Source organism: Nostoc sp. DedSLP04 (assembly GCF_034530775.1).
Classification (GTDB): Bacteria; Cyanobacteriota; Cyanobacteriia; order Cyanobacteriales; family Nostocaceae; genus Nostoc.
In genome coordinates this window covers 51177-71769 of sequence record NZ_JAVRCL010000008.1, presented here as the reverse complement: position 1 = coordinate 71769, position 20593 = coordinate 51177, and the positions used below count along the sequence as shown (strand labels likewise).

The following is a 20593-nucleotide window of genomic DNA, read 5'->3' as shown; positions in this document are numbered from 1 at the left end:
AATGACTAATGACTAATGACCTATTTACTTATTCTATGCGCTGTAAACTGCCAGAGTGCTTTAACTGATACAAGGTGGCATTGCCAGTACAAAATAAGACTGTGGTGATTTCAGCGATTAATACCTCAGCGAGTTCTGCAACTGCTGTCTCTGATATTGCTGCGGCTTGCAAGAAAGGCATTGCTAAACCAGCTATATCTGCTCCCAAAGCGATCGCAGCTGCAACATCCAATCCATGACGCAAACCTCCTGAAGCAATTAAGGGAACATCTTTGGCAATCGCTCTAATAGTTGTAATGCACTCTGCTGTCGGTAAACCCCAATTGGCAAATGTCCTCCCTAAACGACGTTGTAAGGGATTTTCTGCCCGTTCGCTTTCCACTTTTGCCCAAGAAGTACCCCCCGCACCAGCGACATCAATTGCTGTTACCCCGGCAGCGATTAGTTTGTTGGCGATCGCTGCTGAAATGCCGTTACCAACTTCTTTCGCAATCACTGGTACTGGCAGTTTGTTGCACAAATCAGATATCTTGTCAATCAAACCCCGGAAATTAGTATCACCTTTGGGTTGAATGCACTCTTGTAAAGGGTTAATGTGTAAAATCAAGGCATCAGCCTCTAAAATATCAACTACGCGCAAACATTCATCTAAACCGTACTTGTAGTTAAGTTGCACAGCTCCCAAGTTTGCAAATAGCAGAACGTCAGGGGCATACTTGCGGACAGCAAAAGTATCAGCTACCTGGGGTTTTTCTACCGCTACACGCTGGGAACCGACACCCATTGCAATTTTGTAGCGTTGCGCGACTTGGGCTAAACGTTGGTTAATGATTGCGGCTTGTTCTGTTCCGCCAGTCATGGAAGAAATTAACAAGGGTGCGCCAAGATGTTTCCCCAGGAAAGTTGTACTGATATCAATATCGTTGTGGTTGAGTTCGGGTAAGCAAGAATGGGTAAAGCGATAACGTTCCAGTCCATTGGTGATTTGATCGCATTGAACATCTTCTTCTAAACAGATGCGAATGTGATCGGCTTTGCGATTCTGAGTTTGTGCAGAGATATTGGTAGGGGCGTTCACTGGTGGGTATGGCTCAAAGTATTGGCTTGCGATCGCTATTGTTACATTGTCTGCAACCGTATTTATATAACAAAAATATTTATTTTCGCTATCTTTCGGGTACGTTACGCTATTGATAACAGAACCATTCCCCCATTTGGTGAGTTAATTAATATGGTTTTACAAACAGAAAAGCGCTACACCCCTGAAGAATATTTGGAATTAGAAGAGAACGCTGAATATAAAAATGAATACAGAGATGGAGAGATTATACCTATGACAGGGGGGACAACCAACCACAATAAGATTGCAGGTAATTTTTATAAAAGGTTTCCCTTGACAGTGCAAGGACAAGATTATGAGATTTACATAGGCGATGTAAAATTATCAATACCTCGTCATCGCATTTATACTTATCCTGATCTAATCGTCATCAAAGGTAAGCCTATTTACGAAGGAACAGGTACAACAATTATTACTAATCCCTTGTTAATTGTTGAAATCTTATCAAATTCAACTAAAAATTATGACAAAACAGATAAGTTTAAATATTATCGCTCAATTCCTGGTTTTCAGGAATATATTATGATTGACCAGTATAGTTTTGCTGTAGAACAATTTGCAAAGCAAGCAGAAGGTCAATGGATTTTTAAGGAATATGAAGGTGAAGATGCAGTTTTAGTCTTAGATTCTATCGAATTTCAAATTACCTTGCGTGATATTTACGAACGAGTGAATTTTGAGTTGATTGAGGAATAATATCATATCCGCTTGCTGACGGGGCGAAATGGGCTAAAAAGCTTATCAAATAAAGAGTGCAGCAATATATGGTAAAAAAAGATAGGTCTACTTTTGTCAATAAGACCAATAAGATTGATAATTTTACCTAAATTTTACCAACACATCTGAAAAGTCAACTGAGTCTTGCCGAATATCTCTTACTGCAAATTTTGATTAATGTGCTGCAATCGATTAAATTGGGACTTCCAGAAAATAAACTATGCCACTAACAATTTGTTCAATTAGTCACTCAAACCTATGAAATTGGGGTCAAGCTGACAAAAAAATTTATTCTTTGGAAGTCCCTGACATGAAACACCAAAAACATAACCCCTCTCCGCCACCGGAAAGGGGTTAATTACTGCTAAAACTCAGCAATCTCTAATAAGCGTCCTGTAACTCGTAGAAATCGGGTGAGACGTAATCTTTCCGCAAAGGCCAACCTACCCAATCTTCCGGCATCAAAAGGCGCTTGAGATTTGGGTGTCCTTCGTAGATAATGCCGAACATATCGTAAGACTCGCGCTCTTGCCAATCTGCGGTCTTCCAAATCCAGTACACAGAAGGCACTACAGGATTTTCCCGTGGTAAGAACACTTTAACTCGAACTTCTTCGGGGCGATCGCTATTATCACCGACTTTAATCAAGTGATACATACTCACCAATTCTTGTCCTGGGCCAAGGTCAATACCACCTTGACACTGGAGATAATTAAACCCATAAGCATAAAGGGCTGTAGCGGTAGGAAGCAAAAAATCTGCCGTCACCTTAATTATCTCTACACCATTCTTATCCGGTGCTAAAAACTCATGGTCAAAGCCATTTTCCGTCAACCACTGGGAAACTTTACCCGCTTGTACCAATGCCTCTTCTTTCGCTGCTGGTACTGGTTTAGATTCTTCTTCAGCCACGGGTTTGTTCCTCCTTTTGCGCCTTTTCTGTCAGCAGTGCAGGTGGTATTGGCATACCAATCGCTTCCGCCAATTCCTTCGGTGGTGCAGAGCGAGTTGCTGACTGCAAATACTTACCAGTTAAGATTTCCTCTACTGGCTTCAGGTTATGAGTCGTGCTGTAATAGCGGTGAGTTTGCTTAATTTTACCCCGCTCTTGCATCGACTCATTGGAGATTTTCTTCCGCAGCTTAATGATTGCGTCGATAATTGCTTCTGGACGGGGAGGACAACCAGGTAAGTACACATCCACAGGAATCAGTTTATCGACTCCGCGTACTGCTGTGGGGGAATCAACGCTAAACATCCCGCCAGTAATTGTGCAAGCACCCATCGCAATTACATACTTTGGCTCTGGCATTTGTTCGTAAAGACGCACTAGTTGCGGAGCCATCTTCATCGTGATAGTCCCTGCCGTAATAATTAAATCGGCTTGGCGGGGGCTAGAACGGGGAATTAGCCCAAAACGGTCAAAGTCAAATCGAGAGCCAATTAAGGCTGCAAACTCAATAAAGCAGCAAGCAGTACCAAACAGCAACGGCCACAAACTAGAAAGCCGCGCCCAGTCGTAGAGGTCATCAACCGTCGTCAGAATGACATTTTCTGAAAGGTCTTGAGTGACATTGGTACGCTCAATGGGGTTGATGATTCGTTCTTTACCCTGGGTTGTTAAGTTAGAATTCAAGACCATTCCAAAGCTCCTTTACGCCATGCGTAAACTAAAGCGACTACAAGAATTGCAATAAAGACTAGCGCTTCAATAAAAGCCAATAGCCCCAAACGGTGGAAAGCTACCGCCCAAGGATACAAGAAAACAGTCTCCACATCAAAGACGACGAAGACCAGAGCAAACATGTAGTAGCGAATGTTGAACTGAATCCAGGCTCCCCCGATGGGTTCCATGCCAGATTCATAAGTGGTGCGACGTTCTGGAGCGTAACCACTGGGTCGTAGGAGCTTGGAAGCTGAGAGCGCTAAGGCAGGTACTAGGCTACAGATGATGAAGAAACCTAGAAGGTACTCGTAACCGCTGAGGACAAACACAATGAGTATCTACCGCTTATGGAGTATTTTAAGTAGTGAGTGGAGATTGAGTACTGATGACTAGAGATTAAGGATTTTAGGAGTGGGGGAGCAGGGGAGCAGGGGAGCAGGGGAGCAGGGGAGAGTTCTTGTATAAGTTCTTTCCCCTCTGCCCCTCTGCCCCTTTGCACCTCTGCCTCTTGATACCCCATACCCAATGCCCCATGCCCAATGCCCCCATGCCCAATCCCTTAACTGCGTAACTTTCTTTTACATTATATCTGTTTGGTTTTTCTGAAATCTGGGAAACAGACGCACTTTAGGTATTTGATTCGCTTTTGCTAGTGATAGAAAAGCCTAACAATTATGTCATAATTTTTAACGTATATTTAAGATTTCTCCTTTGCGAGGCCTTAGCCATGAGCGAACCAGCTGTTGAGACTACGGTGTTAGACCGCTACGAGTGTCGCGCCTGCGGTTATGTTTACGAACCCGAAAAGGGAGACGACAAAGATGATATTGCTTCAGGGACAAGCTTTGCAGAACTGCCCATAAATTGGCGTTGTCCAGTTTGTTCTGCTAAAAAGACTGCTTTTGCCAACATCGGCCCTGCCGGTACTGCATCCGGCTTTAAAGAAAATCTCGGTTATGGTTTGGGTGTTAACAACCTAACGCCAACCCAAAAGAATATCCTAATTTTTGGTGCTTTGGCTCTTGGCTTCTTGTTTTTTATCAGTCTTTACGGCTTACAATGACAGCCTTTAAGCAATTCCAAATAACGCTCTCTACCAGAGGCTTTACACTGCGCTAACAAAATTCAAAATGAAAAAGCCAGGACTTTACAGCATCCTGGCTGCCAACTGCTACCAAAATTTAGAAATAACTAAGAAATACTGATGCATTCAATTGTGAAAGGTTGGCAACGAATATTTGCCTTGTTAATAGTAGTCGCGATCTGCATAGGTTGTAGCCAAGTTCCCTCTGTTAGCTACAACCCTTGGAAAGTCATTTCTGTGCCAACAGACTCAAATTTATTGGATATTGCTTTTACTGATAACCTTGAGCATGGCTACTTAGTCGGTAGCAATGCCACACTATTGGAAACCAATGACGGTGGTAATACCTGGAAACCAATAACACTACAACTGGATGAGCAAAAGTATCGCTTTGACTCAGTAAGTTTTGCAGGGAAAGAAGGCTGGATTGCCGGAGAGCCTGGACTTTTACTACACACTACCGATGAAGGTGCTTCTTGGTCGCGTATCCCCCTGAGCGAAAAGCTACCAGGTAGTCCGATCGCAGTTAAGGCGCTAGCAGGCAATACAGCAGAAATGGCTACTAATGTTGGAGCTATATATAAGACCACAGACGGCGGCAAAAACTGGAAAGCCCAAGTGGAATCAGCAGTGGGTGTGGTGCGTAACTTAGAGCGTTCTGCTGATGGTAAGTATGTTGCTGTTTCCGCTAAGGGGAGTTTCTACTCGACTTGGGAACCAGGCCAAGATGCTTGGGTTCCCCATAACCGCAATAGTTCTCGGCGAGTAGAAAACATGGGCTTTGGTGACAATGGGCAATTGTGGTTGCTAGCTAGAGGAGGTCAAGTTCAGTTTAGTGACCCAACTAAACCTGAAGAATGGCAAGAAGCAAAATATCCAGAGTTATCCACCAGTTGGGGTTTACTGGATTTGGCATATCGCACACCCAATGAAATTTGGGTAGGTGGCGGTAGCGGTAATTTGCTACGCAGTGCCGACGGTGGCAAAACCTGGGAAAAAGACCGTGAGGTTGAAGAAGTTGCAGCTAATTTGTACAAGATTGTGTTTTTAGAGCCAGAGCGGGGATTTATAATTGGCGATCGCGGCGTTTTGCTCAAATATCTACCAAATCCTGAAACAACTTCCCCAGAAGCAGCTTAATGGGGACTGGGGACTAGGGACTAGGGACTGGGGATTAGGGACTAGGTAAGAGTTTTCTCAATGCCCAGTACCCAATCCCCAATACCTATTTCTGAGAAGAACTTTGCAACTTGTAACTCTTTCTTAACTTTGTAGGATAATAAACTCAATAACACTCTATGTATAAGGTAGGGATCTAAATGTCAGGTACCACTGGAGAACGTCCGTTTTCGGACATTATTACTAGCGTTCGTTACTGGGTAATCCACAGCATCACCATCCCGGCATTATTTATTGCTGGTTGGCTATTTGTCAGCACCGGACTGGCTTATGATGCTTTTGGTACACCCCGTCCCAACGAGTATTTCACACCAGCGCGGCAGGAAGTGCCCATTGTGAAGAACCGTTTTGAAGCTAAAAAACAAGTTGAAGAATTTATTGGAAAGTAGTTTGAGATCATGACTAGCGGAAACAACATCAATCAACCAGTTACCTATCCAATTTTTACCGTTAGATGGCTGGCAGTACACACCTTAGGTGTACCAACTGTATTCTTTTTAGGCGCGATCGCCGCAATGCAATTTATTCAACGTTAGGAGCAATTATGGTAGAAAGATCGCCTAATCCCAATAATCAGCCGGTTGAACTAAACCGGACTTCTCTATACCTGGGATTACTAATGATTTTCGTTCTGGGTATTCTGTTTTCTAGTTACTTCTTTAACTAATTAGAAGTACTGTTGTTAATCTTGGTTTATGAACGTGTGTTGATTTGTTGTTAAGGGAGGAGAGAAGCTGTGTCTGGAAGTGGGAGAATTCCCCTGTGGGTCGTCGCTACGATCGCAGGTTTAGGTATAATTACAGTCTTGGGCATTTTCTTTTATGGTGCCTACGCCGGACTCGGTTCTTCGATTTAACATTAGTTAGTTTGAACCGAATACTATAAGTTAGAACTTTCTAGCATTTGTTGAGAAATCAACGTTAAAAAAACCGCCTGTCTCTATGAGATGGGCGGTATTAATTTTGGTCAATTGTCCTTTGTCTTTTGTTTTTTGCAAATGACTAATGACTAATGACTACATCAGTATCAGTTGATATCGCTGATATCGTCGTTTTCAATGTATAAAAACAGAAACGCAAAGACCACACCTGGCAAAACCCAACCAATTATGGGCACGAAGATCGCAGACAAGTACGAAGTACTAGCCAAGACAGTAGGTAAAAAAGATGCTGCCATAGTTAAAGGTTCCTATGAAATCACACTACAATTCAAGATGAGCTTACTGCAAATTCTGCCAAATTTTTGAAATTCTTTCATATTTTTAACACAGAGGAAATTGGGAGGTGGGGGACAAGGGGACAAGGGGACAAGAGGGAATTATTAGAACAAGTCTCTTCTTTGTCTTTGCCCTCTTCCTTGTTTACCTTGTCTCTCGTCCATGCCCAATGCCCAATGCCCCTCATACCTGAGTTACATACCCAGGAGTTCATCTAGTTGTAAACTTGGCAAGTCTGGAGGAATCACAGTTCGCACTATTGTGACTTTGTGACTCTCCTGTTGGGTTGTTAGATCGAGTGCGATCGCTCCTAAGCGAATTTCCAAACAGCCAAAGGGGATGTTTAATTGTGTCATCACTTCCAAATCTCCCGATGCATTAGGAAGTAAATTTGTCAATAAATGCGGACCATCTAGTAAGTAGCGAGTTTGATAATCTTCAAGCCATAACTTGACAACAACTTGCAGAGGTACTTCCGGCAGTACTACGCGCACTATGACAGACTTGCCAGCAATTAATTCACCTTCTGGCACATACAAATGTGGAGTTGGCAAAGGCTCAGTGGCTGCCGCAATTAGAGGTAAGGAAGAAGATGAATATAACAGTGGTTGCTCCTTTTCTTCAAAGGTGTCACTCTCTTTTGCATCGCCTTCCAGTTCGCTATCTGTATCATCTACAACGATTTCTTGCGCCAACCAAGCTGACGCTATATTTATTTTTATCGGAGGGGGAGGGGGCGGTACTTGTGTTAGCAGAGCCGATGAGATTGTTGGTTCTTCTAGTACTTTTTCTATTTCCGTATTTTCTCCAATCCCTAGTTCCACTTCCTGCGCTGTGTCTATATCTTCCCCAAAGTTCTCCAGTTCAGGAGCCAATCCTTCGACTTCTTCGCATGTCTCTTGTCCGTTGGGCATTTCAGCCAACATAAGTTGTGAACGGCTCCAATTTTCGTTCAGATTATTCTCCGTGTTGGCATTTAGGTCTAATGGCAAGTTAACATCAACATTCGCATTTTCTGTACTAGGAGGAAGGGGTATCTGCTGCGGTGGAACATAGTTATTGTAATCTTGAGGTTGCAGATGGTTGATATATTCAGGCAAGGAGTATCCTTGGCTCTGCATCCACTTCCTGAGCAGGGGAGATGAATAAAGGTTTCCGGTTGTAATTAATTGTGCATTTTGCGGGGCTTCGATTTCAGCAACAGATTCTTCCTGAAATTGTGAATTTTGCGGGACTTCGATTTCAGCAACAGATTCTTCCTGGAATTGTGAATTTTGCGGGGCTTCACCTTCAGCAACAGATTCTTCCTGGAATTGTGCGTCACCTACTCCTAATTCAAGTATATTTTCATCTTCAGCCACAGTTGCGTCCAATTTTGCTAAGTCTTCAGCCGCTTTAACTTCCAATGTATCTGGAGGAACATTATTTTCTACTTTTTCTTCGGCATCATTTAGTGAAGCTTGTAGCCGTTTCAAGTATGGCAAAGTAGTCTCGATTATTGGCATTCGACGTTGCTTGATGACCAACTGCTCTAAATTTATGGTGGCTATAGTAGCATCCTTTTTTAGCTCCTCCGGTGTCTGTGGTTCTGCAACAACATCTGTGGGAAGGTTGGCATCACTTTGAATAGGGGGCAGTTTCGGTAATTGAGGCAACGAAATGCTTGAATTCTTGAACTTAGATGTCCGCAGGTTAGCTTCTCGCAGAACTTGCAGGTTAATTTGCGGTGGTAAAGGTGTGTTTGGGGATGGATTAACTATCTGAGACTGGTCTGTTTTTGGAGTTTTGACCAGATTTAATAGTTTTAAATCGAGCCTAACAGGTGTCTCTGTTTCTGTGAAAGCAGCAGATGAGTCCGATGTTGCTATGAGGTGATTTAAAGATGTACTAGATTTTGCTGCGGCTGTGATTGCCAGTAATTCTGTTACATCTGCTGTAATGGTGAAGGACTGGGTAGCTAACGGCATGACTTCGCCAGCATCGGCGAATTTCCCATACAAACTGATATCTGCCAAAATTAGCTTAGATTCACAATCAGCAGGAATATCAATTGAGGTATTGATGGTAAAGGGCAACTCCTTATCTGATAAGGGTTGCCGTACTTTGGTCAATATTTTCGAGTTCTTGGGCGATCGCAGTTCAATTTCTACTGCAAGCGCCCGCAAGCTTTTTGAAGATGATGTTTCATCCCAATCTAGATTTGTCTTTTCTTGGAATTCTATATACCCGTTGATTATAAGAGCTTGTCCCCAACGAGCAATATAATTATCCTGACTTAAAATTAGCAGTAATGGTGGCGGTAGTTGTGTTGCCGAAGAATCTGTAACTTTTTCATCTTGCGGCAGCAGTTCAGAGGTGGGTAAAGCTAAATCTATTAAATTTTGTAAAATCTGCTCTGCCGTCTCTCCTTTGAGCCATACAGGACTTACAGGCCGATCGATAACTATATCTTCATCTTCTTCCGTTTCATCTGACGCAACAGTTGTAACAAGGTTGCCATCTGTAGTAATTGCCAATTCTTCAGAAACTGCGATCGCTCGATCTAGCTCAATTGTAGTTTCTGCTGGGGCATTAGATTCCAAGTTCTCTTCATCTGAGGCAACAGTGGTAACAAGGTTGCTATCTGTAGTAATTGCCAGTTCAGAAACAGCGATCGCTCGATCTGGCTCAATTGCAGTTTCTGCTGGGGCATGAGATTCCAAGTTCTCTTCATCTGGCGCAACAATGAGGTTGCCATCTGTAGTAATTGCCAGTCCTTCAGAAACTGCGATCGCTCGATCTGGCTCAATTGCAGTTTCTGCTGGGGCATGAGATTCCAAGTTCTCTTCATCTGGCGCAACAATGAGGTTGCCATCTGTAGTAATTGCCAGTCCTTCAGAAACTGCGATCGCTCGATCTGGCTCAATTGCAGTTTCTGCTGGGGCATGAGATTCCAAGTTCTCTTCATCTGGCGCAACAATGAGGTTGCCATCTGTAGTAATTGCCAGTCCTTCAGAAACTGCGATCGCTTGCTCTGGCTCAATTGCAGTTTCTGCTGGGGCATTAGATTCCAAGTTCTCTTCATCTGGTGCAACAGTGAGGTTGCCATCTGTAGTAATTGCCAGTCCTTCAGAAACTGCGATCGCTTTCTCAAACGTAAATAACGTAATTGCAGTTTCTGCTGGGGCATTAGATTCCAAGTTTTCAGAAACAGTATCTACGCCATCGTCGGGTGAACTCGATCCTAAATTTTTCCTCGGCTCTCTCTCTGCTAACAGCGAGAAGACTTGTACTTGCACGCTGTATTGCCAAGATTTACCGAGCAGATCCGACATCAAATCGCCGGAACACCGCAACTCCCAAACTCCCGGTTGGAAGTAGGTAAAAGGAATTACCGCCATTATGCCTTCTGAATTAGTGCGACGCGATCGCTTGAAAATTCGCCGCGTTGGTTGAACTTCCTCGGTTGAAGAGTGAGTTACCCGCACTTCCACGTCTGTATTAAGAAGGTTAGAACGAGCCAAAACTCTATACTGCCCTTCCAAAATTTCCAAATTTGGCGATTCTAGGATATGCCACGAGCGAGCGCCTTGTTTCTGTATCAGAAATTGCCAGTGTTCCATTGTAAGTGATGCCCAGACCGACGAGCCGCTGAGTAATATTGTGTATTAACTTGCTTGCAAGTTTACCTCAGTATTTTAGAAATGCCTCACTTAAATGGCTATCAAGTTAACTCAATTTTACTGACTTGACTTCTCACACTTTAACTACTCACCTCAAGGGAATTTCGATAAGTCGCCGTGTTGCTTGTGCGTAAAGCTTTTGTTGTTTTCTAAATATTAAGTTTGACAGATTCTAGTGCTAAATTAACAGGGATGCAATGGATAGCGTTAGTTGTCTTTGCTCAACTTAATGCAAAAATTTTTGTATTATTTTTTACTAGAATTTCCACTTTGCAATAGACACAACGTACAATAAATTAAAATTCGCTTGAGAATTGTTATTGAATCGTAATTGCCCACATTTTTGCTACAAAGAGGTAGGATGCGGTTCTTAAGTGTCCTCTGCGATCGCCCAAGTTAGGCGCAAAGCGAGATTGCAAATTACAACACTTAACCACGCAAAACGCATCCAATCTATCTGAAGTGGCTCTTTGAAGCGCTACAAAACACGTCTTCCCCGGAGTGAAATGTGGGTTGACAATGAGGATTTACAGGAGGGATTCGATGCTAGTCATTTTAATGGACGAGCAAATCCTTGCCCCTGAGCAAGTTTGCCAGTCTTGTTTACTCGCTGACGGGAGCGGTCAACCCCGTTGGCGTGGGGGTCAACTGCGCTGTGGCCAAGCCATTCGCAAACTTACTCAACAGCAGCCAGACCAATATGAATGTATGATGGGCTTTCGCATCGCCCATATAGAATAGTTGAATTTCTCAGCAAGACCAGCAATTGCGTTATCCTATGCTCAAGTAACTATTAAAATTTAACCACAGGAGAACGCATAATGTCTTGGCGCGGGTCTACAACAGTTTCAGATCGGATTTTTGCTTCCTTGCCTTATTTGCTTCCTCTAATTGAAGTTTTTGTATTTGGTAGATATTTACTATCAGAGTTTCCACCGTTACAACTACTGTTTTTACCGCTTCTGCCATTATTAAGAATTTACTACGGCGTGCGTTATGCAGGAATGATTATTTTCTTTGCTTTATTTTTGCTGGTAGTAAGAAATGAAAAAATTAGTCATTTTATTCGTTTCAACACCATGCAAGCAATCCTTTTGGATATCATTATCTTTTTGTTTAGCATCCTAACTGATGTTGTGGGACTAGTTCCTTCCGGTGGTTTTGCAATCCAAACTCTATCCACAACCATTTTTATCGGCATAGTGGGAGCAGCAGCATATTCAGTCATCCAGTCTGTGAGCGGACGTTATGCAGAAATTCCAGCGATTTCTGATGCAGTGTATATGCAAGTGCGTTAGAAGTTAACGGGACGCTACGGTGTTTTCCAGGCGACCGATACCTTCAATTTCTACGCGGACGCGATCGCCTGGATGCAAAGCACTTACACCCTCCGGCGTACCTGTAAGCACCAAATCACCAGGAAGTAGCGTCATCACCTGACTGATATAGGAAACTAAAACATCGGGGGAAAACACCATCCGATCGATACAGGCAGATTGAACTGGATTAGCATCGTCATTCACAAAAGTCTGCAATCTCGCTCCTGGATTTAATTCCCGCACAATCCAAGGTCCCAAAGGACAGAAAGTATCAAAACCTTTGGCTCGCGTCCACTGACCATCCTGTTTTTGTAAATCCCGCGCTGTTACGTCATTGGCGATGGTGTAGCCCCAAATTTTGGTTTGGGCTACCTCTGGCGTGCATTCAAAAGCGTAATCGCCAATCACTAGAGCTAACTCTCCTTCATAGTCAACTCTATGTGACTGGGGAGGATACTTAATTTCTTTTTCAGATGGAATGATTGACGTAGGTGGCTTAAGAAAGATTAATGGCTCAGAAGGTACTGGAGTTCCCATTTCGGCTGCATGATCTGCATAATTCTTACCCACGGCCACAATTTTTGAGGGAGCGCAGGGAGCCAGAATTTGGTAATTTTCTGGCGTCAAAGTTAAATCAGTGGGTTGTCCTTGTAACCAGGGTGGAGCATCTAGCACCTGTACATTCAGGGATAGCTGTAGTAACCCATAGTAAATCTGTCCTTCTGGATTTTGAATTCGCACGTAGCGCTGCGCCATAACCTTGATAAATACCTTTTTTCTGCTTTTTAGTTGCTGTGAGTACCTAGCAATCGTCAGTTAGCTGTTTAGCCAACCGATTGAGCCTTGAGCAAAAAAGCGATCGCTATAAGATGCCCTTTAAAGAAAGATACCCCTTAGCGAAGCTGATAGCTCGATCGATCTTGTGAAAGAAATATCAGGATTGCCTCTCAACCTAGTTTTCATTAGGGACATGCAAAAAATCCAAACTTTGGCGATTTGGCTAATGAAACAAAATTGAAAACTGGTAAGATTATAGTTCCTTGTTGCTTCAGATGTTGATTAATACTGGCATTTTAAATAAAAGTCAGGTATAAATTAATGTCAGCAGCCACTTTTGTCCATGAGGAAACTGAAAAATATGACTACAAATTACGAAACAATGTACATCCTCCGTCCTGACTTGGGAGAGGAACAGGTAGAGCAAGCAGTTACTAAATATCAGAATTTGCTTCGCGAACAGGGTGCTGAAGAGATCCAAATTCAAAATCGTGGTAAGCGCCGTCTAGCTTACGAAATCAAAAAACACCGGGATGGCATCTACATCCAATTAAACTACAGCGCGCCTGCAACTGCGATCGCTCCTTTTGAACGCGCTATGCGTTTGAGTGAAGAAGTGATTCGCTATTTGACAATTAAGCAGGACATTGAAGAAGAAAAACCCCCTAAAGAGGAAAAAGAAAAGCCTACTAAAGTAGCTGCACCTGCAACAGTGTAGGGAGGTGAGTGGGATGAGGGAGATGAGGGAGTAGGGGAAGCAGGAGAAGAATTCCTAACTCCTAACTCTCCACTCCCCAATCCCCACTCCCATTCAATAAAATTTTGTCTTTTTCTTTTTTCGTCACTTGTTTGGGAATGCTAAATTAACAAATACTTGCCAAAGGTAGTACTCCCGCAGTTATACCTAAAAGTGGACAAGATTCTGAATGGGAGCTTTAAGCTACTGTGAGCCAATCTGATACACCTAATATTCAAGTTCTCTCAACGGAAGTATCGCAGCTACGCCAAGAGTTGCAACTTCGCGATCAATTAGTGCAACAACTATCTCAAGAACTTTTCCGGCTGGTAAAGGGTAACACTAGTTTTATGCCTCAGCAGCCGGAATTGGAGCGCGATCTGACTCAGTTACACACTTTACAAGAACAACTCCAAGCTGTGGAACAGCAGGTGGCGTTTTACCAAGAGCAAATTACAACTCGTGACTCCGAAATTTACCAATTGCGACAGTCAGTTCAAGAACTTACCGATCGCACTCGGATGTTGGAGCAAGTAGTACAAGAGTTGCCTCAAATTTACCGTCGGAAGTTTGAGGAGCGGATGACGCCAGTGAGAGAAAAGGTAGCAACGCTACAACGGGAAAACCGCCAACTGCAAGCAGAACTGCAAAGTGTGAGTTACCGTTTAGCACTCAAAACTCGCAATGCTAGTCACAGCGGTATTGATTTACCAAATTTTTCCCGCCCAGCATCCGAACAAACTAATATTTCAACTCCCCAGAATGCCTAAAATTATCATAATGGTGGAATCTAAGAGGTAAGAAATTGATGCATCAAAACATCTTGGAGGCATCCAAGTAGTAAATCGAGGCAAAAATAACTATAAAGTTAGAAATAATCTAAAAGCTGAGATTCTAACCTTTCTTACCTCCTGCTTCCTTTCACTAGTTACGTCCCATATAAAACAATTAGCTTAGAGTAATTTGCACAACCCTGGATTTAAAAGGCTGGGGAGTATCACAAACAGTTGCATTTGCTTTGATCGATTTTGGCAATTTCTGACTTTACTGCTTTAGGTAGATGACTTCCAACTCATGCAATTTATACTACCTAGCTTCAAAGATATGAGTTTCCCTCAACATTCTTCTCTAGACAATAAAGAAAATCAGCCTGCTAGCACCAGACTGTTATTTTTAAAGAGAATGTGAAAAAATGCAAATATTGCTTGACTCCGCCATCCTTCCATAGGTAGATTTATTAGTTAGTCTGCTAGCATCAGACTGTTATCTTTAACGTTGGTAAAAATATCTTGGTAAGTGTCAAAAATTTCAAACACTGTATCGAGTTGGGTAAGTTCCAAAATCAACCGTACAGGAGCTTGTACGTTGCATAGAACTAAGCGGCAACCACTCTGACGTGCAGCTTTTAAGCCTTTTACTAAAGGAACTAACCCAGAGCTGTCCATGAAGTTAACTTCTGCTAGGTCGATAACCCAGAGTTGATAAGCTTGAGGGACTACTCCAGCCATTTGTTCGCTCAAAGCCTTACCGCCTTGCAAATCTATGCTTCCTTGGGGTTTAAACAAAATCACTTGAAGTTCTTGTGTGAAAGCCATGAATTTAACAGGGTAATTGGAACACTTGACAAAAAATTGAAAAAGACATCAATACTTCTTCTCTTTCAACGGTAAAATGACCTTTTACCCAGATATTTGGGCAATTTTAGTCCTACAGTTGAGAGAGATTATTTCAGTATTCATGTCGTATAATTTGTGATAACTTTCATCAATATAGGCATAAGCGCCTAACAATTTCGGTATCAACCGTATCTTTTACAAGATTTTCACAATTTAAACGGATATTTATAAATTTTCTATAAAATTTTTAATCTTTTTTTAATAAATTATGAACATGTGGTACCAATCCCAAAAATTGTATATTTAATAGTCATAAGTTAATAGTTACCATAGAGTAGAAGTTATGTATTAGTTTGATTGACACCCCACCCAAAAACAAGCAAAAATGTAAAAATATAGTAAAAGTAAAAATTTGTAAAGACGGCGGTGTGGAATGTCTTTAGAGCTGATTTCACTAGAAAATATCCAGGAAGTTGCTCATAATTACGGGTATTGGGCAATTTTTTTCGGAATTTTGCTAGAAAATTTAGGCATTCCCCTTCCTGGTGAAACCGTGACCTTAGTAGGCGGGTTTTTAGCTGGCAGCGATGAACTAAATTTCTGGCTGGTTCTCGGTGACGCAATTATGGGTGCTGTCATTGGTGGTACTTGTGGCTATTGGATTGGTAGAGTTAGCGGTTGGGCTTTTCTGGTAAAAGTTGGCAGTATATTTCGGATTTCTGAAGTGCGGCTGCTGAGTATTAAAGATCAATTTAGTCAAAACGCTGCTAAAGGAGTGTTTTTTGGGCGTTTTTTGGCATTGTTACGAGTTTTTGCTGCACCACTAGCTGGTATAGCTGAAATGCCCTTTAGAAAATTCTTTTTATATAACTTTTTAGGAGCAGTTGCTTGGGCTAGTTTGATGGTGACATTAGCTTTTTTTGCTGGCAAAATAGTCTCTTTAGAACAATTGGTTGCTTGGGTGGGTCAATTTGCGATCGCAGCTTTACTAATCCTCGCTGCCTTAATTATTGTGCCCCTGTGGCTGGAGTCTCGCCAAGTTAAAGGTGCAGCAGAAGAGTAAGTCAAGCATAAACTAAGTGAGGAGTGAGGAGTAAAGAGTAAAGTAAAAAGTGAATTTTTTTAACTTTTACTTTTGTATTTTGCTTTTTTAACTCCTAACTCCTAACTCCCAACTCCTAACTCTTAACCCCTAATCTGCTTTGACCAAATGCGAGTCGGTAGTCCCCAAACGTATATAAAGCCTTCAGCGGCTTTGTGGTCAAATTTATCCTCGGCTCCGTAGGTTGCCAAATCAGGAGTATAGAGAGAATTATCGCTCGAACGCCCAACTATCGTAGAGTTGCCCTTGAACAACTTCACTCGCACAGTTCCAGAGACTTGCTCTTGTGTCTTTTGAATAAAAGCATCGAGTGCAACTTTGAGTGGACTGTACCACAAACCGTTGTAAACAATTTGGCTGTAAGTTTCTTCAATCCCACGCTTGTAATGGGTAACGTCTGCTGTTAGCGTCAAGCTTTCTAAATCCCTATGTGCTTGAATTAGCACCAACATTGCAGGTGATTCGTAGATTTCCCGCGATTTGATCCCCACCAGACGGTTTTCAATCATATCGATCCGTCCGATGCCATGATTTCCCACCGCCTGATTGAGTTCTTCAATTAGCTCAACTGGCTTTTTGGCTATACCGTTGAGAGTTGTGGGGATACCACCCTGGAAACCAATTTCAATGTACTCTGGCTCGTTGGGAGTCTGAGCGATCGCTTTGGTCATCTCATAAATTTCTTCTGGTGGCTCAAATGAAGGATCTTCGAGTAAACCAGCTTCAATACTACGACCAAGCAAATTTTTGTCAATACTATAGGGAGAAGATTTTTTAACTGGTGAGGGAATACCAAACTTTTCCCCATAAGCGATCGTTTCCTCACGACTCATCCCCCATTCTCTGGCTGGTGCGAGGATTTTCAGGTTGGGGTTTAAGGCGGTGACAGAGACATCAAAGCGAACCTGATCGTTGCCTTTGCCAGTGCAACCGTGAGCGATCGCATCAGCACCATATTTTTCGGCTGTTTCTACTAATATTTTGGCAATCAGTGGACGAGCTAGGGCGGTTCCTAGAGGATAACGATTTTCATAAAGGGCGTTGGCTTGAATCGCTCCAAAGGCGTAATCTTTAACGAAGCTGTCTTTAACATCCGCCACTAGGGATTCACTTGCACCCGATTTCAGAGCTTTTTCTCTGATTGGCTCTAATTCATCTCCCTGACCTAAATCTGCTGCTAGGGTAATCACCTCTTCCACACCCCACTCTTGCTTAAGGTAGGGGATGCAAACTGAGGTATCCACTCCGCCAGAATATGCCAGGACAACCTTTTTGGCGCGACCCATTAATTTCTCCAGTTAGGACAACAAAGAATGAGTCATTATTATATCTAAACTAATCCACGTATATTTTATTCATGCAATAACCTATAGGAGTCAAAATTACGGTTCACTCTCAATACGGTCTGGTTAAGCTCTAAGCAGTATTGAGTAAACCTCTTGCACAAATGAAATGTAAAATTTGCCCACCTTACGGGATCTTGCTACATCCCTCAACCCCTTCTCCCAATTTTGCATGAATAAAAAGTCTAGTTAAAGAAAATTTTCTTAGCTTGCTGCGCGTAGCATTGACTGTAGAAGAAGCCCCGATTATAAATGGCAAATGGATTAGGGCGAGTTTACCTAAGTAAACTCACCCTGAGTTGCATTTAATATTAACTAAGTTTTGAAATCCTTCTACAGGCTAAGGTTAGACTATAGAGAAAATCTTACTGAGTTCAGATTGATATGTTTAATGAGATTGTCTTACAGTTTGTAACTTTTCGTTCTTGCGCTTGCGTAGAAACATACCACCTACAGCTAGCATGCCTAATGTAATACTAGGCTCAGGAACAGACTTAGGGTCAAAACCTGTAAATTTGTCAGTTCCTAGATGGAAAGAATGGTTGTCGCTTTCAAATCCACCACCACCTGTTTGGGTAATGACAATCTTGTTGAAAATATCGTTGCTACTATCTGAGTAGAAGTGAAGGTAGCCATTTCCTTCACCGCCATGCTGTGATGCACGAATTGGAGCAACTGGGTTCACATCCTCAGTTGTAAATGATTTGATTAGATTATCGCCATTGTAGAAGGAAAAAACGTTACCAGAACTAATAGCTCCCCAGTCAATACCGAAATAATTGAGGGAACTTGCAAGGTTAATTGTGACTTTATCGCCGTTGAAAACTGCCAAATACTTCCCATTATTGACCTCACCATTTGCCCCAGCAGGTGCCCATACATCTGACCTCACACTGCTGGTTCCACTGTTATTTTCAAAAGAGTATTTAGCAAAACCAGTGGTTGGTGCTTGACCATTATTGAAGTTAACAGTTGTCGTACCAGGAAGTTGAGTAAACTCAGAAAAAGCACCTTGGTCAGTTTCTCCATTAGGGCCTGCAATGCCAGTGGTTATTTGGAAGGAAATAGCCTGGGCAGAACCCGCATAGATAAATGAGGAGATTGCAGATAAGGATAAAGCAGCGATACAAGCAATTTTTGTAAGAGACATAATCTTGAAATTTTGTATTTTTAATTGTTGAAAAGTTCGTTTGCGACTTGGATTCATTATGTAGTGTCTTCTATAAGAAACAATAGGATGAAACTACTGGATTTGTATTTATTGAAAAATTCCTATATTTAGCCAATAATTTGCCCTATTCTTGAACATAAATCAGTAGTTTCACTTGCAGAAAAAGTGGATAGTATATCTGTTATTTATCTGAAAGTAAAAAAGTTGTAAAGTTAGCCTGCATATATTAAGAATTTGTATCTTCGGATGTTCTCCTGATTAAGGAGCAATTAAGATAACAAACAAAATTGTTTTAAATTCTTTGTTTGCTGATAAATATAAATAGATTCGTGGTATTGCTATTGGTTTTGAGATTCTTCCGTCGCTATATTTACTTTTTCTTCTGTAATTAACTATGCAACCTGAGTGTTTTGACATAGCTATTAACATGAATTAAACTAAACTCTTGCAATCAACAAAAGAATTTCGACCGATGCATTCAACTGAAAAAGCTGTTGTCCCTACTCGCGTTATTGGTTTAATTAGTGGCACATCCGTAGATGGCATAGACGCTGCGTTGGTAGAGATTTCCGGTACAGAATTGGATCTCAAAGTTGAGTTGCTAGCCGGGGCAACATATCCTTATCCAGCCCAACTCAGAGAAAAAATATTAGCAGTTGGTGCAGGCGTTGCCATCTCAATGGCAGAATTAGCGGAAATAGATGATGCGATCGCCCAAGTCTTTGCCCAAGCCGCCCAAAATATTCAAATTGGTCATCAGCGCGCCACTCTCATTGGTTCCCACGGTCAAACGGTTTATCATCGACCACCCAAAGAGGGAGCACAGGGAGCAGAGGAGCAGGGGAGCAGGGGGAGAGAAATGATCGCTACCCACGGGCTAAACTCTAGCTATCCGTTAACAGCATTGGGCAGTCCTTTGGGTTATAGTCTTCAACTAGGGCGAGGTGCATTAATTGCACATCTTATGAACATTACGACTGTGAGTAACTTCCGCGTTGCTGATATTGCTATTGGTGGTCATGGTGCGCCTCTCGTGCCTAGAGTCGATGCTTATTTACTCAGTCATCCCCAGGAGGGGCGTTGTATTCAAAACATTGGTGGTATTGGCAATGTTGCTTATATTCCGCCTCGGCATGGAGACTGGCTCTCAAAAATTCGTGGTTGGGATACTGGCCCTGGAAATAGTCTGTTGGACCTAGCGGTGGAGCATTTAAGCGGTGGTGCTAAAACTTATGATGAAGATGGCAATTGGGCAGCAAGTGGTACTCCTTGCTATCAATTAGTAGAACAATGGCTCAACCAAGACTACTTTCATCTACCGCCGCCCAAATCCACTGGACGCGAATTATTTGGTGTGACTTACTTGCATCAGTGTTTAAAAGATGCTCAAGCATACCAACTCAATCCTGCTGACGTACTGGCAACTCTCACAGAACTTACAGCTGCTTCAATTTTTCATAGTTACCACACTTTTTTGCCAGAAATGCCACAACGAGTATTATTATGTGGTGGTGGTAGTCGCAATCTTTATTTGAAACAAAGGTTACAGTTGTTGTTAGGATCGATACCAGTCTCCACAACAGATGAAGTCGGCTTGAGTGCAGATTTTAAAGAAGCGATCGCCTTCGCGGTTTTAGCCTACTGGCGACATTTGGGTATTCCTGGCAACTTACCTACAGCCACTGGTGCACCTCAAGAAGTACTTTTGGGAGAAATTTACCAAGGTCAGTTCTGAGTCAAGAACAATAAACAAGATAAAAAATTTCTCCATTCTCCACAGGCTAAACGTCCCGCTATCGCTAACGCAACTTAGCACTGTCTTTATCAATATTCAAAGCTACTATCTTTATAGGCTAAACGTCCCGCTATCGCTAACGCAACTTAG

At 42.3% G+C, this 20593-nt stretch carries 23 protein-coding genes; 13 read left to right on the top strand and 10 right to left on the bottom strand.

All coding sequences use genetic code 11. The features are described 5' to 3' along the window. Positions 1-28 precede the first annotated feature (28 nt). Positions 29-1078 carry a type 2 isopentenyl-diphosphate Delta-isomerase gene (gene fni / locus RMX89_RS07035; RefSeq protein ID WP_322688407.1) on the bottom strand — a complete coding sequence of 350 codons (1050 nt, stop codon included), beginning with the start codon at positions 1076-1078 and terminating at the stop codon, positions 29-31. Positions 1079-1231: 153 nt separating this feature from the next. Between fni and RMX89_RS07030 the strand changes: the two genes are divergently transcribed. After that, complete coding sequence (locus tag RMX89_RS07030; protein ID WP_322688406.1) at positions 1232-1816, top strand: Uma2 family endonuclease; 585 nt, start codon at positions 1232-1234, stop codon at positions 1814-1816. A 402-nt stretch (positions 1817-2218) separates the two neighbouring features. Here the strand turns inward: RMX89_RS07030 and RMX89_RS07025 are convergent, their stop codons facing one another. Genes RMX89_RS07025 through ndhC form a run of 3 tightly spaced genes read right to left on the bottom strand, consistent with a single transcriptional unit; the run spans position 2219 to position 3832 of the window. Continuing rightward, positions 2219-2749 (bottom strand): NAD(P)H-quinone oxidoreductase subunit J, encoded by a 531-nt coding sequence (locus RMX89_RS07025; RefSeq protein WP_322688405.1) that lies wholly within the window; start codon positions 2747-2749, stop codon positions 2219-2221. Next, positions 2742-3479, bottom strand: coding sequence for a photosynthetic/respiratory NAD(P)H-quinone oxidoreductase subunit K (ndhK, locus tag RMX89_RS07020; RefSeq protein ID WP_322670283.1), 738 nt, complete (start codon positions 3477-3479; stop codon positions 2742-2744). Before ndhK ends, RMX89_RS07025 begins: the two co-directional genes overlap by 8 nt. Beyond that, positions 3470-3832: a photosynthetic/respiratory NAD(P)H-quinone oxidoreductase subunit C gene (gene ndhC, locus RMX89_RS07015; protein ID WP_012411797.1), complete on the bottom strand. Its 363-nt coding sequence runs from the start codon at positions 3830-3832 to the stop codon at positions 3470-3472. Before ndhC ends, ndhK begins: the two co-directional genes overlap by 10 nt. Positions 3833-4230: 398 nt before the next feature. On the opposite strand from ndhC, the gene RMX89_RS07010 reads away from it, so the two are divergent. The 6 genes from RMX89_RS07010 (at position 4231) to RMX89_RS06985 (ending at position 6622) form a co-directional block, all read left to right on the top strand. Beyond that, the gene (locus RMX89_RS07010; protein ID WP_094348032.1) at positions 4231-4566 is read left to right on the top strand and encodes a rubredoxin; all 336 of its coding nucleotides are present in this window, start codon (positions 4231-4233) and stop codon (positions 4564-4566) included. A gap of 141 nt (positions 4567-4707) precedes the next feature. Then, positions 4708-5727, top strand: coding sequence for a photosynthesis system II assembly factor Ycf48 (locus tag RMX89_RS07005; RefSeq protein WP_322688404.1), 1020 nt, complete (start codon positions 4708-4710; stop codon positions 5725-5727). Positions 5728-5906: 179 nt separating this feature from the next. Further along, complete coding sequence (psbE, locus tag RMX89_RS07000) at positions 5907-6155, top strand: cytochrome b559 subunit alpha (protein WP_094348030.1); 249 nt, start codon at positions 5907-5909, stop codon at positions 6153-6155. A gap of 9 nt (positions 6156-6164) precedes the next feature. Next, positions 6165-6302 (top strand): cytochrome b559 subunit beta, encoded by a 138-nt coding sequence (psbF, locus tag RMX89_RS06995; RefSeq protein ID WP_015115279.1) that lies wholly within the window; start codon positions 6165-6167, stop codon positions 6300-6302. An 8-nt stretch (positions 6303-6310) separates the two neighbouring features. After that, positions 6311-6433: a photosystem II reaction center protein L gene (locus RMX89_RS06990; RefSeq protein ID WP_322670285.1), complete on the top strand. Its 123-nt coding sequence runs from the start codon at positions 6311-6313 to the stop codon at positions 6431-6433. Positions 6434-6502: 69 nt separating this feature from the next. Continuing rightward, positions 6503-6622, top strand: coding sequence for a photosystem II reaction center protein J (locus RMX89_RS06985; RefSeq protein WP_012411803.1), 120 nt, complete (start codon positions 6503-6505; stop codon positions 6620-6622). Between the two features lie 170 nt (positions 6623-6792). On the opposite strand, the gene psaI is transcribed toward RMX89_RS06985, so the two are convergent. Together psaI and RMX89_RS06975 are read right to left on the bottom strand one after the other, a co-directional pair. Continuing rightward, entirely contained in the window at positions 6793-6942 is a 150-nt protein-coding gene (gene psaI, locus RMX89_RS06980; protein WP_322670286.1) for a photosystem I reaction center subunit VIII, read from the bottom strand. A 234-nt stretch (positions 6943-7176) separates the two neighbouring features. Continuing rightward, entirely contained in the window at positions 7177-10584 is a 3408-nt protein-coding gene (locus RMX89_RS06975) for a hypothetical protein (RefSeq protein WP_416211967.1), read from the bottom strand. Between the two features lie 603 nt (positions 10585-11187). On the opposite strand from RMX89_RS06975, the gene RMX89_RS06965 reads away from it, so the two are divergent. Then, the gene (locus RMX89_RS06965) at positions 11188-11385 is read left to right on the top strand and encodes a hypothetical protein (protein WP_094348028.1); all 198 of its coding nucleotides are present in this window, start codon (positions 11188-11190) and stop codon (positions 11383-11385) included. A gap of 80 nt (positions 11386-11465) precedes the next feature. Continuing rightward, the gene (locus RMX89_RS06960; protein WP_322670288.1) at positions 11466-11942 is read left to right on the top strand and encodes a Tic20 family protein; all 477 of its coding nucleotides are present in this window, start codon (positions 11466-11468) and stop codon (positions 11940-11942) included. Between the two features lie 3 nt (positions 11943-11945). On the opposite strand, the gene RMX89_RS06955 is transcribed toward RMX89_RS06960, so the two are convergent. Continuing rightward, positions 11946-12719 carry a fumarylacetoacetate hydrolase family protein gene (locus RMX89_RS06955; protein ID WP_322688403.1) on the bottom strand — a complete coding sequence of 258 codons (774 nt, stop codon included), beginning with the start codon at positions 12717-12719 and terminating at the stop codon, positions 11946-11948. 382 nt (positions 12720-13101) lie between these two features. Here RMX89_RS06955 and rpsF point away from each other — a divergent pair, with 382 nt between their 5' ends. Continuing rightward, a complete protein-coding gene (gene rpsF, locus RMX89_RS06950) occupies positions 13102-13458 on the top strand; it encodes a 30S ribosomal protein S6 (protein WP_322670290.1) in 357 nt (118 codons plus the stop codon). A gap of 227 nt (positions 13459-13685) precedes the next feature. Further along, positions 13686-14246, top strand: coding sequence for an Npun_F5560 family protein (locus tag RMX89_RS06945; protein WP_322688402.1), 561 nt, complete (start codon positions 13686-13688; stop codon positions 14244-14246). Positions 14247-14717: 471 nt separating this feature from the next. Here RMX89_RS06945 and RMX89_RS06940 read toward each other — a convergent pair whose 3' ends face one another. Next, on the bottom strand, positions 14718-15071 hold the full coding sequence (locus RMX89_RS06940) for an STAS domain-containing protein (RefSeq protein ID WP_322670291.1): 354 nt from the start codon (positions 15069-15071) through the stop codon (positions 14718-14720). A 454-nt stretch (positions 15072-15525) separates the two neighbouring features. Between RMX89_RS06940 and RMX89_RS06935 the strand changes: the two genes are divergently transcribed. Continuing rightward, on the top strand, positions 15526-16155 hold the full coding sequence (locus RMX89_RS06935) for a DedA family protein (protein ID WP_322670292.1): 630 nt from the start codon (positions 15526-15528) through the stop codon (positions 16153-16155). A 122-nt stretch (positions 16156-16277) separates the two neighbouring features. Here the strand turns inward: RMX89_RS06935 and RMX89_RS06930 are convergent, their stop codons facing one another. Then, entirely contained in the window at positions 16278-17480 is a 1203-nt protein-coding gene (locus RMX89_RS06930) for an argininosuccinate synthase (RefSeq protein ID WP_322688401.1), read from the bottom strand. A 445-nt stretch (positions 17481-17925) separates the two neighbouring features. Next, positions 17926-18687: a PEP-CTERM sorting domain-containing protein gene (locus RMX89_RS06925; protein ID WP_322688400.1), complete on the bottom strand. Its 762-nt coding sequence runs from the start codon at positions 18685-18687 to the stop codon at positions 17926-17928. A 493-nt stretch (positions 18688-19180) separates the two neighbouring features. On the opposite strand from RMX89_RS06925, the gene RMX89_RS06920 reads away from it, so the two are divergent. Then, entirely contained in the window at positions 19181-20443 is a 1263-nt protein-coding gene (locus RMX89_RS06920) for an anhydro-N-acetylmuramic acid kinase (RefSeq protein WP_322688399.1), read from the top strand. Positions 20444-20593: the final 150 nt, after the last annotated feature.

Excerpts from the sequence above, each read along its gene's own strand:
- RMX89_RS07030 (WP_322688406.1), top strand. The coding sequence starts at position 1,232 with ATGGTTTTACAAACAGAAAAGCGCTACACCCCTGAAGAATATTTGGAA.
- ndhK (WP_322670283.1), bottom strand. The coding sequence starts at position 3,479 with ATGGTCTTGAATTCTAACTTAACAACCCAGGGTAAAGAACGAATCATC.
- RMX89_RS07010 (WP_094348032.1), top strand. The coding sequence starts at position 4,231 with ATGAGCGAACCAGCTGTTGAGACTACGGTGTTAGACCGCTACGAGTGT.
- RMX89_RS07005 (WP_322688404.1), top strand. The coding sequence starts at position 4,708 with ATGCATTCAATTGTGAAAGGTTGGCAACGAATATTTGCCTTGTTAATA.
- psbE (WP_094348030.1), top strand. The coding sequence starts at position 5,907 with ATGTCAGGTACCACTGGAGAACGTCCGTTTTCGGACATTATTACTAGC.
- psbF (WP_015115279.1), top strand. The coding sequence starts at position 6,165 with ATGACTAGCGGAAACAACATCAATCAACCAGTTACCTATCCAATTTTT.
- RMX89_RS06990 (WP_322670285.1), top strand. The coding sequence starts at position 6,311 with ATGGTAGAAAGATCGCCTAATCCCAATAATCAGCCGGTTGAACTAAAC.
- psaI (WP_322670286.1), bottom strand. The coding sequence starts at position 6,942 with ATGGCAGCATCTTTTTTACCTACTGTCTTGGCTAGTACTTCGTACTTG.
- RMX89_RS06975 (WP_416211967.1), bottom strand. The coding sequence starts at position 10,584 with ATGGAACACTGGCAATTTCTGATACAGAAACAAGGCGCTCGCTCGTGG.
- RMX89_RS06965 (WP_094348028.1), top strand. The coding sequence starts at position 11,188 with ATGCTAGTCATTTTAATGGACGAGCAAATCCTTGCCCCTGAGCAAGTT.
- RMX89_RS06960 (WP_322670288.1), top strand. The coding sequence starts at position 11,466 with ATGTCTTGGCGCGGGTCTACAACAGTTTCAGATCGGATTTTTGCTTCC.
- RMX89_RS06955 (WP_322688403.1), bottom strand. The coding sequence starts at position 12,719 with ATGGCGCAGCGCTACGTGCGAATTCAAAATCCAGAAGGACAGATTTAC.
- rpsF (WP_322670290.1), top strand. The coding sequence starts at position 13,102 with ATGACTACAAATTACGAAACAATGTACATCCTCCGTCCTGACTTGGGA.
- RMX89_RS06940 (WP_322670291.1), bottom strand. The coding sequence starts at position 15,071 with ATGGCTTTCACACAAGAACTTCAAGTGATTTTGTTTAAACCCCAAGGA.
- RMX89_RS06935 (WP_322670292.1), top strand. The coding sequence starts at position 15,526 with ATGTCTTTAGAGCTGATTTCACTAGAAAATATCCAGGAAGTTGCTCAT.
- RMX89_RS06930 (WP_322688401.1), bottom strand. The coding sequence starts at position 17,480 with ATGGGTCGCGCCAAAAAGGTTGTCCTGGCATATTCTGGCGGAGTGGAT.
- RMX89_RS06925 (WP_322688400.1), bottom strand. The coding sequence starts at position 18,687 with ATGTCTCTTACAAAAATTGCTTGTATCGCTGCTTTATCCTTATCTGCA.
- RMX89_RS06920 (WP_322688399.1), top strand. The coding sequence starts at position 19,181 with ATGCATTCAACTGAAAAAGCTGTTGTCCCTACTCGCGTTATTGGTTTA.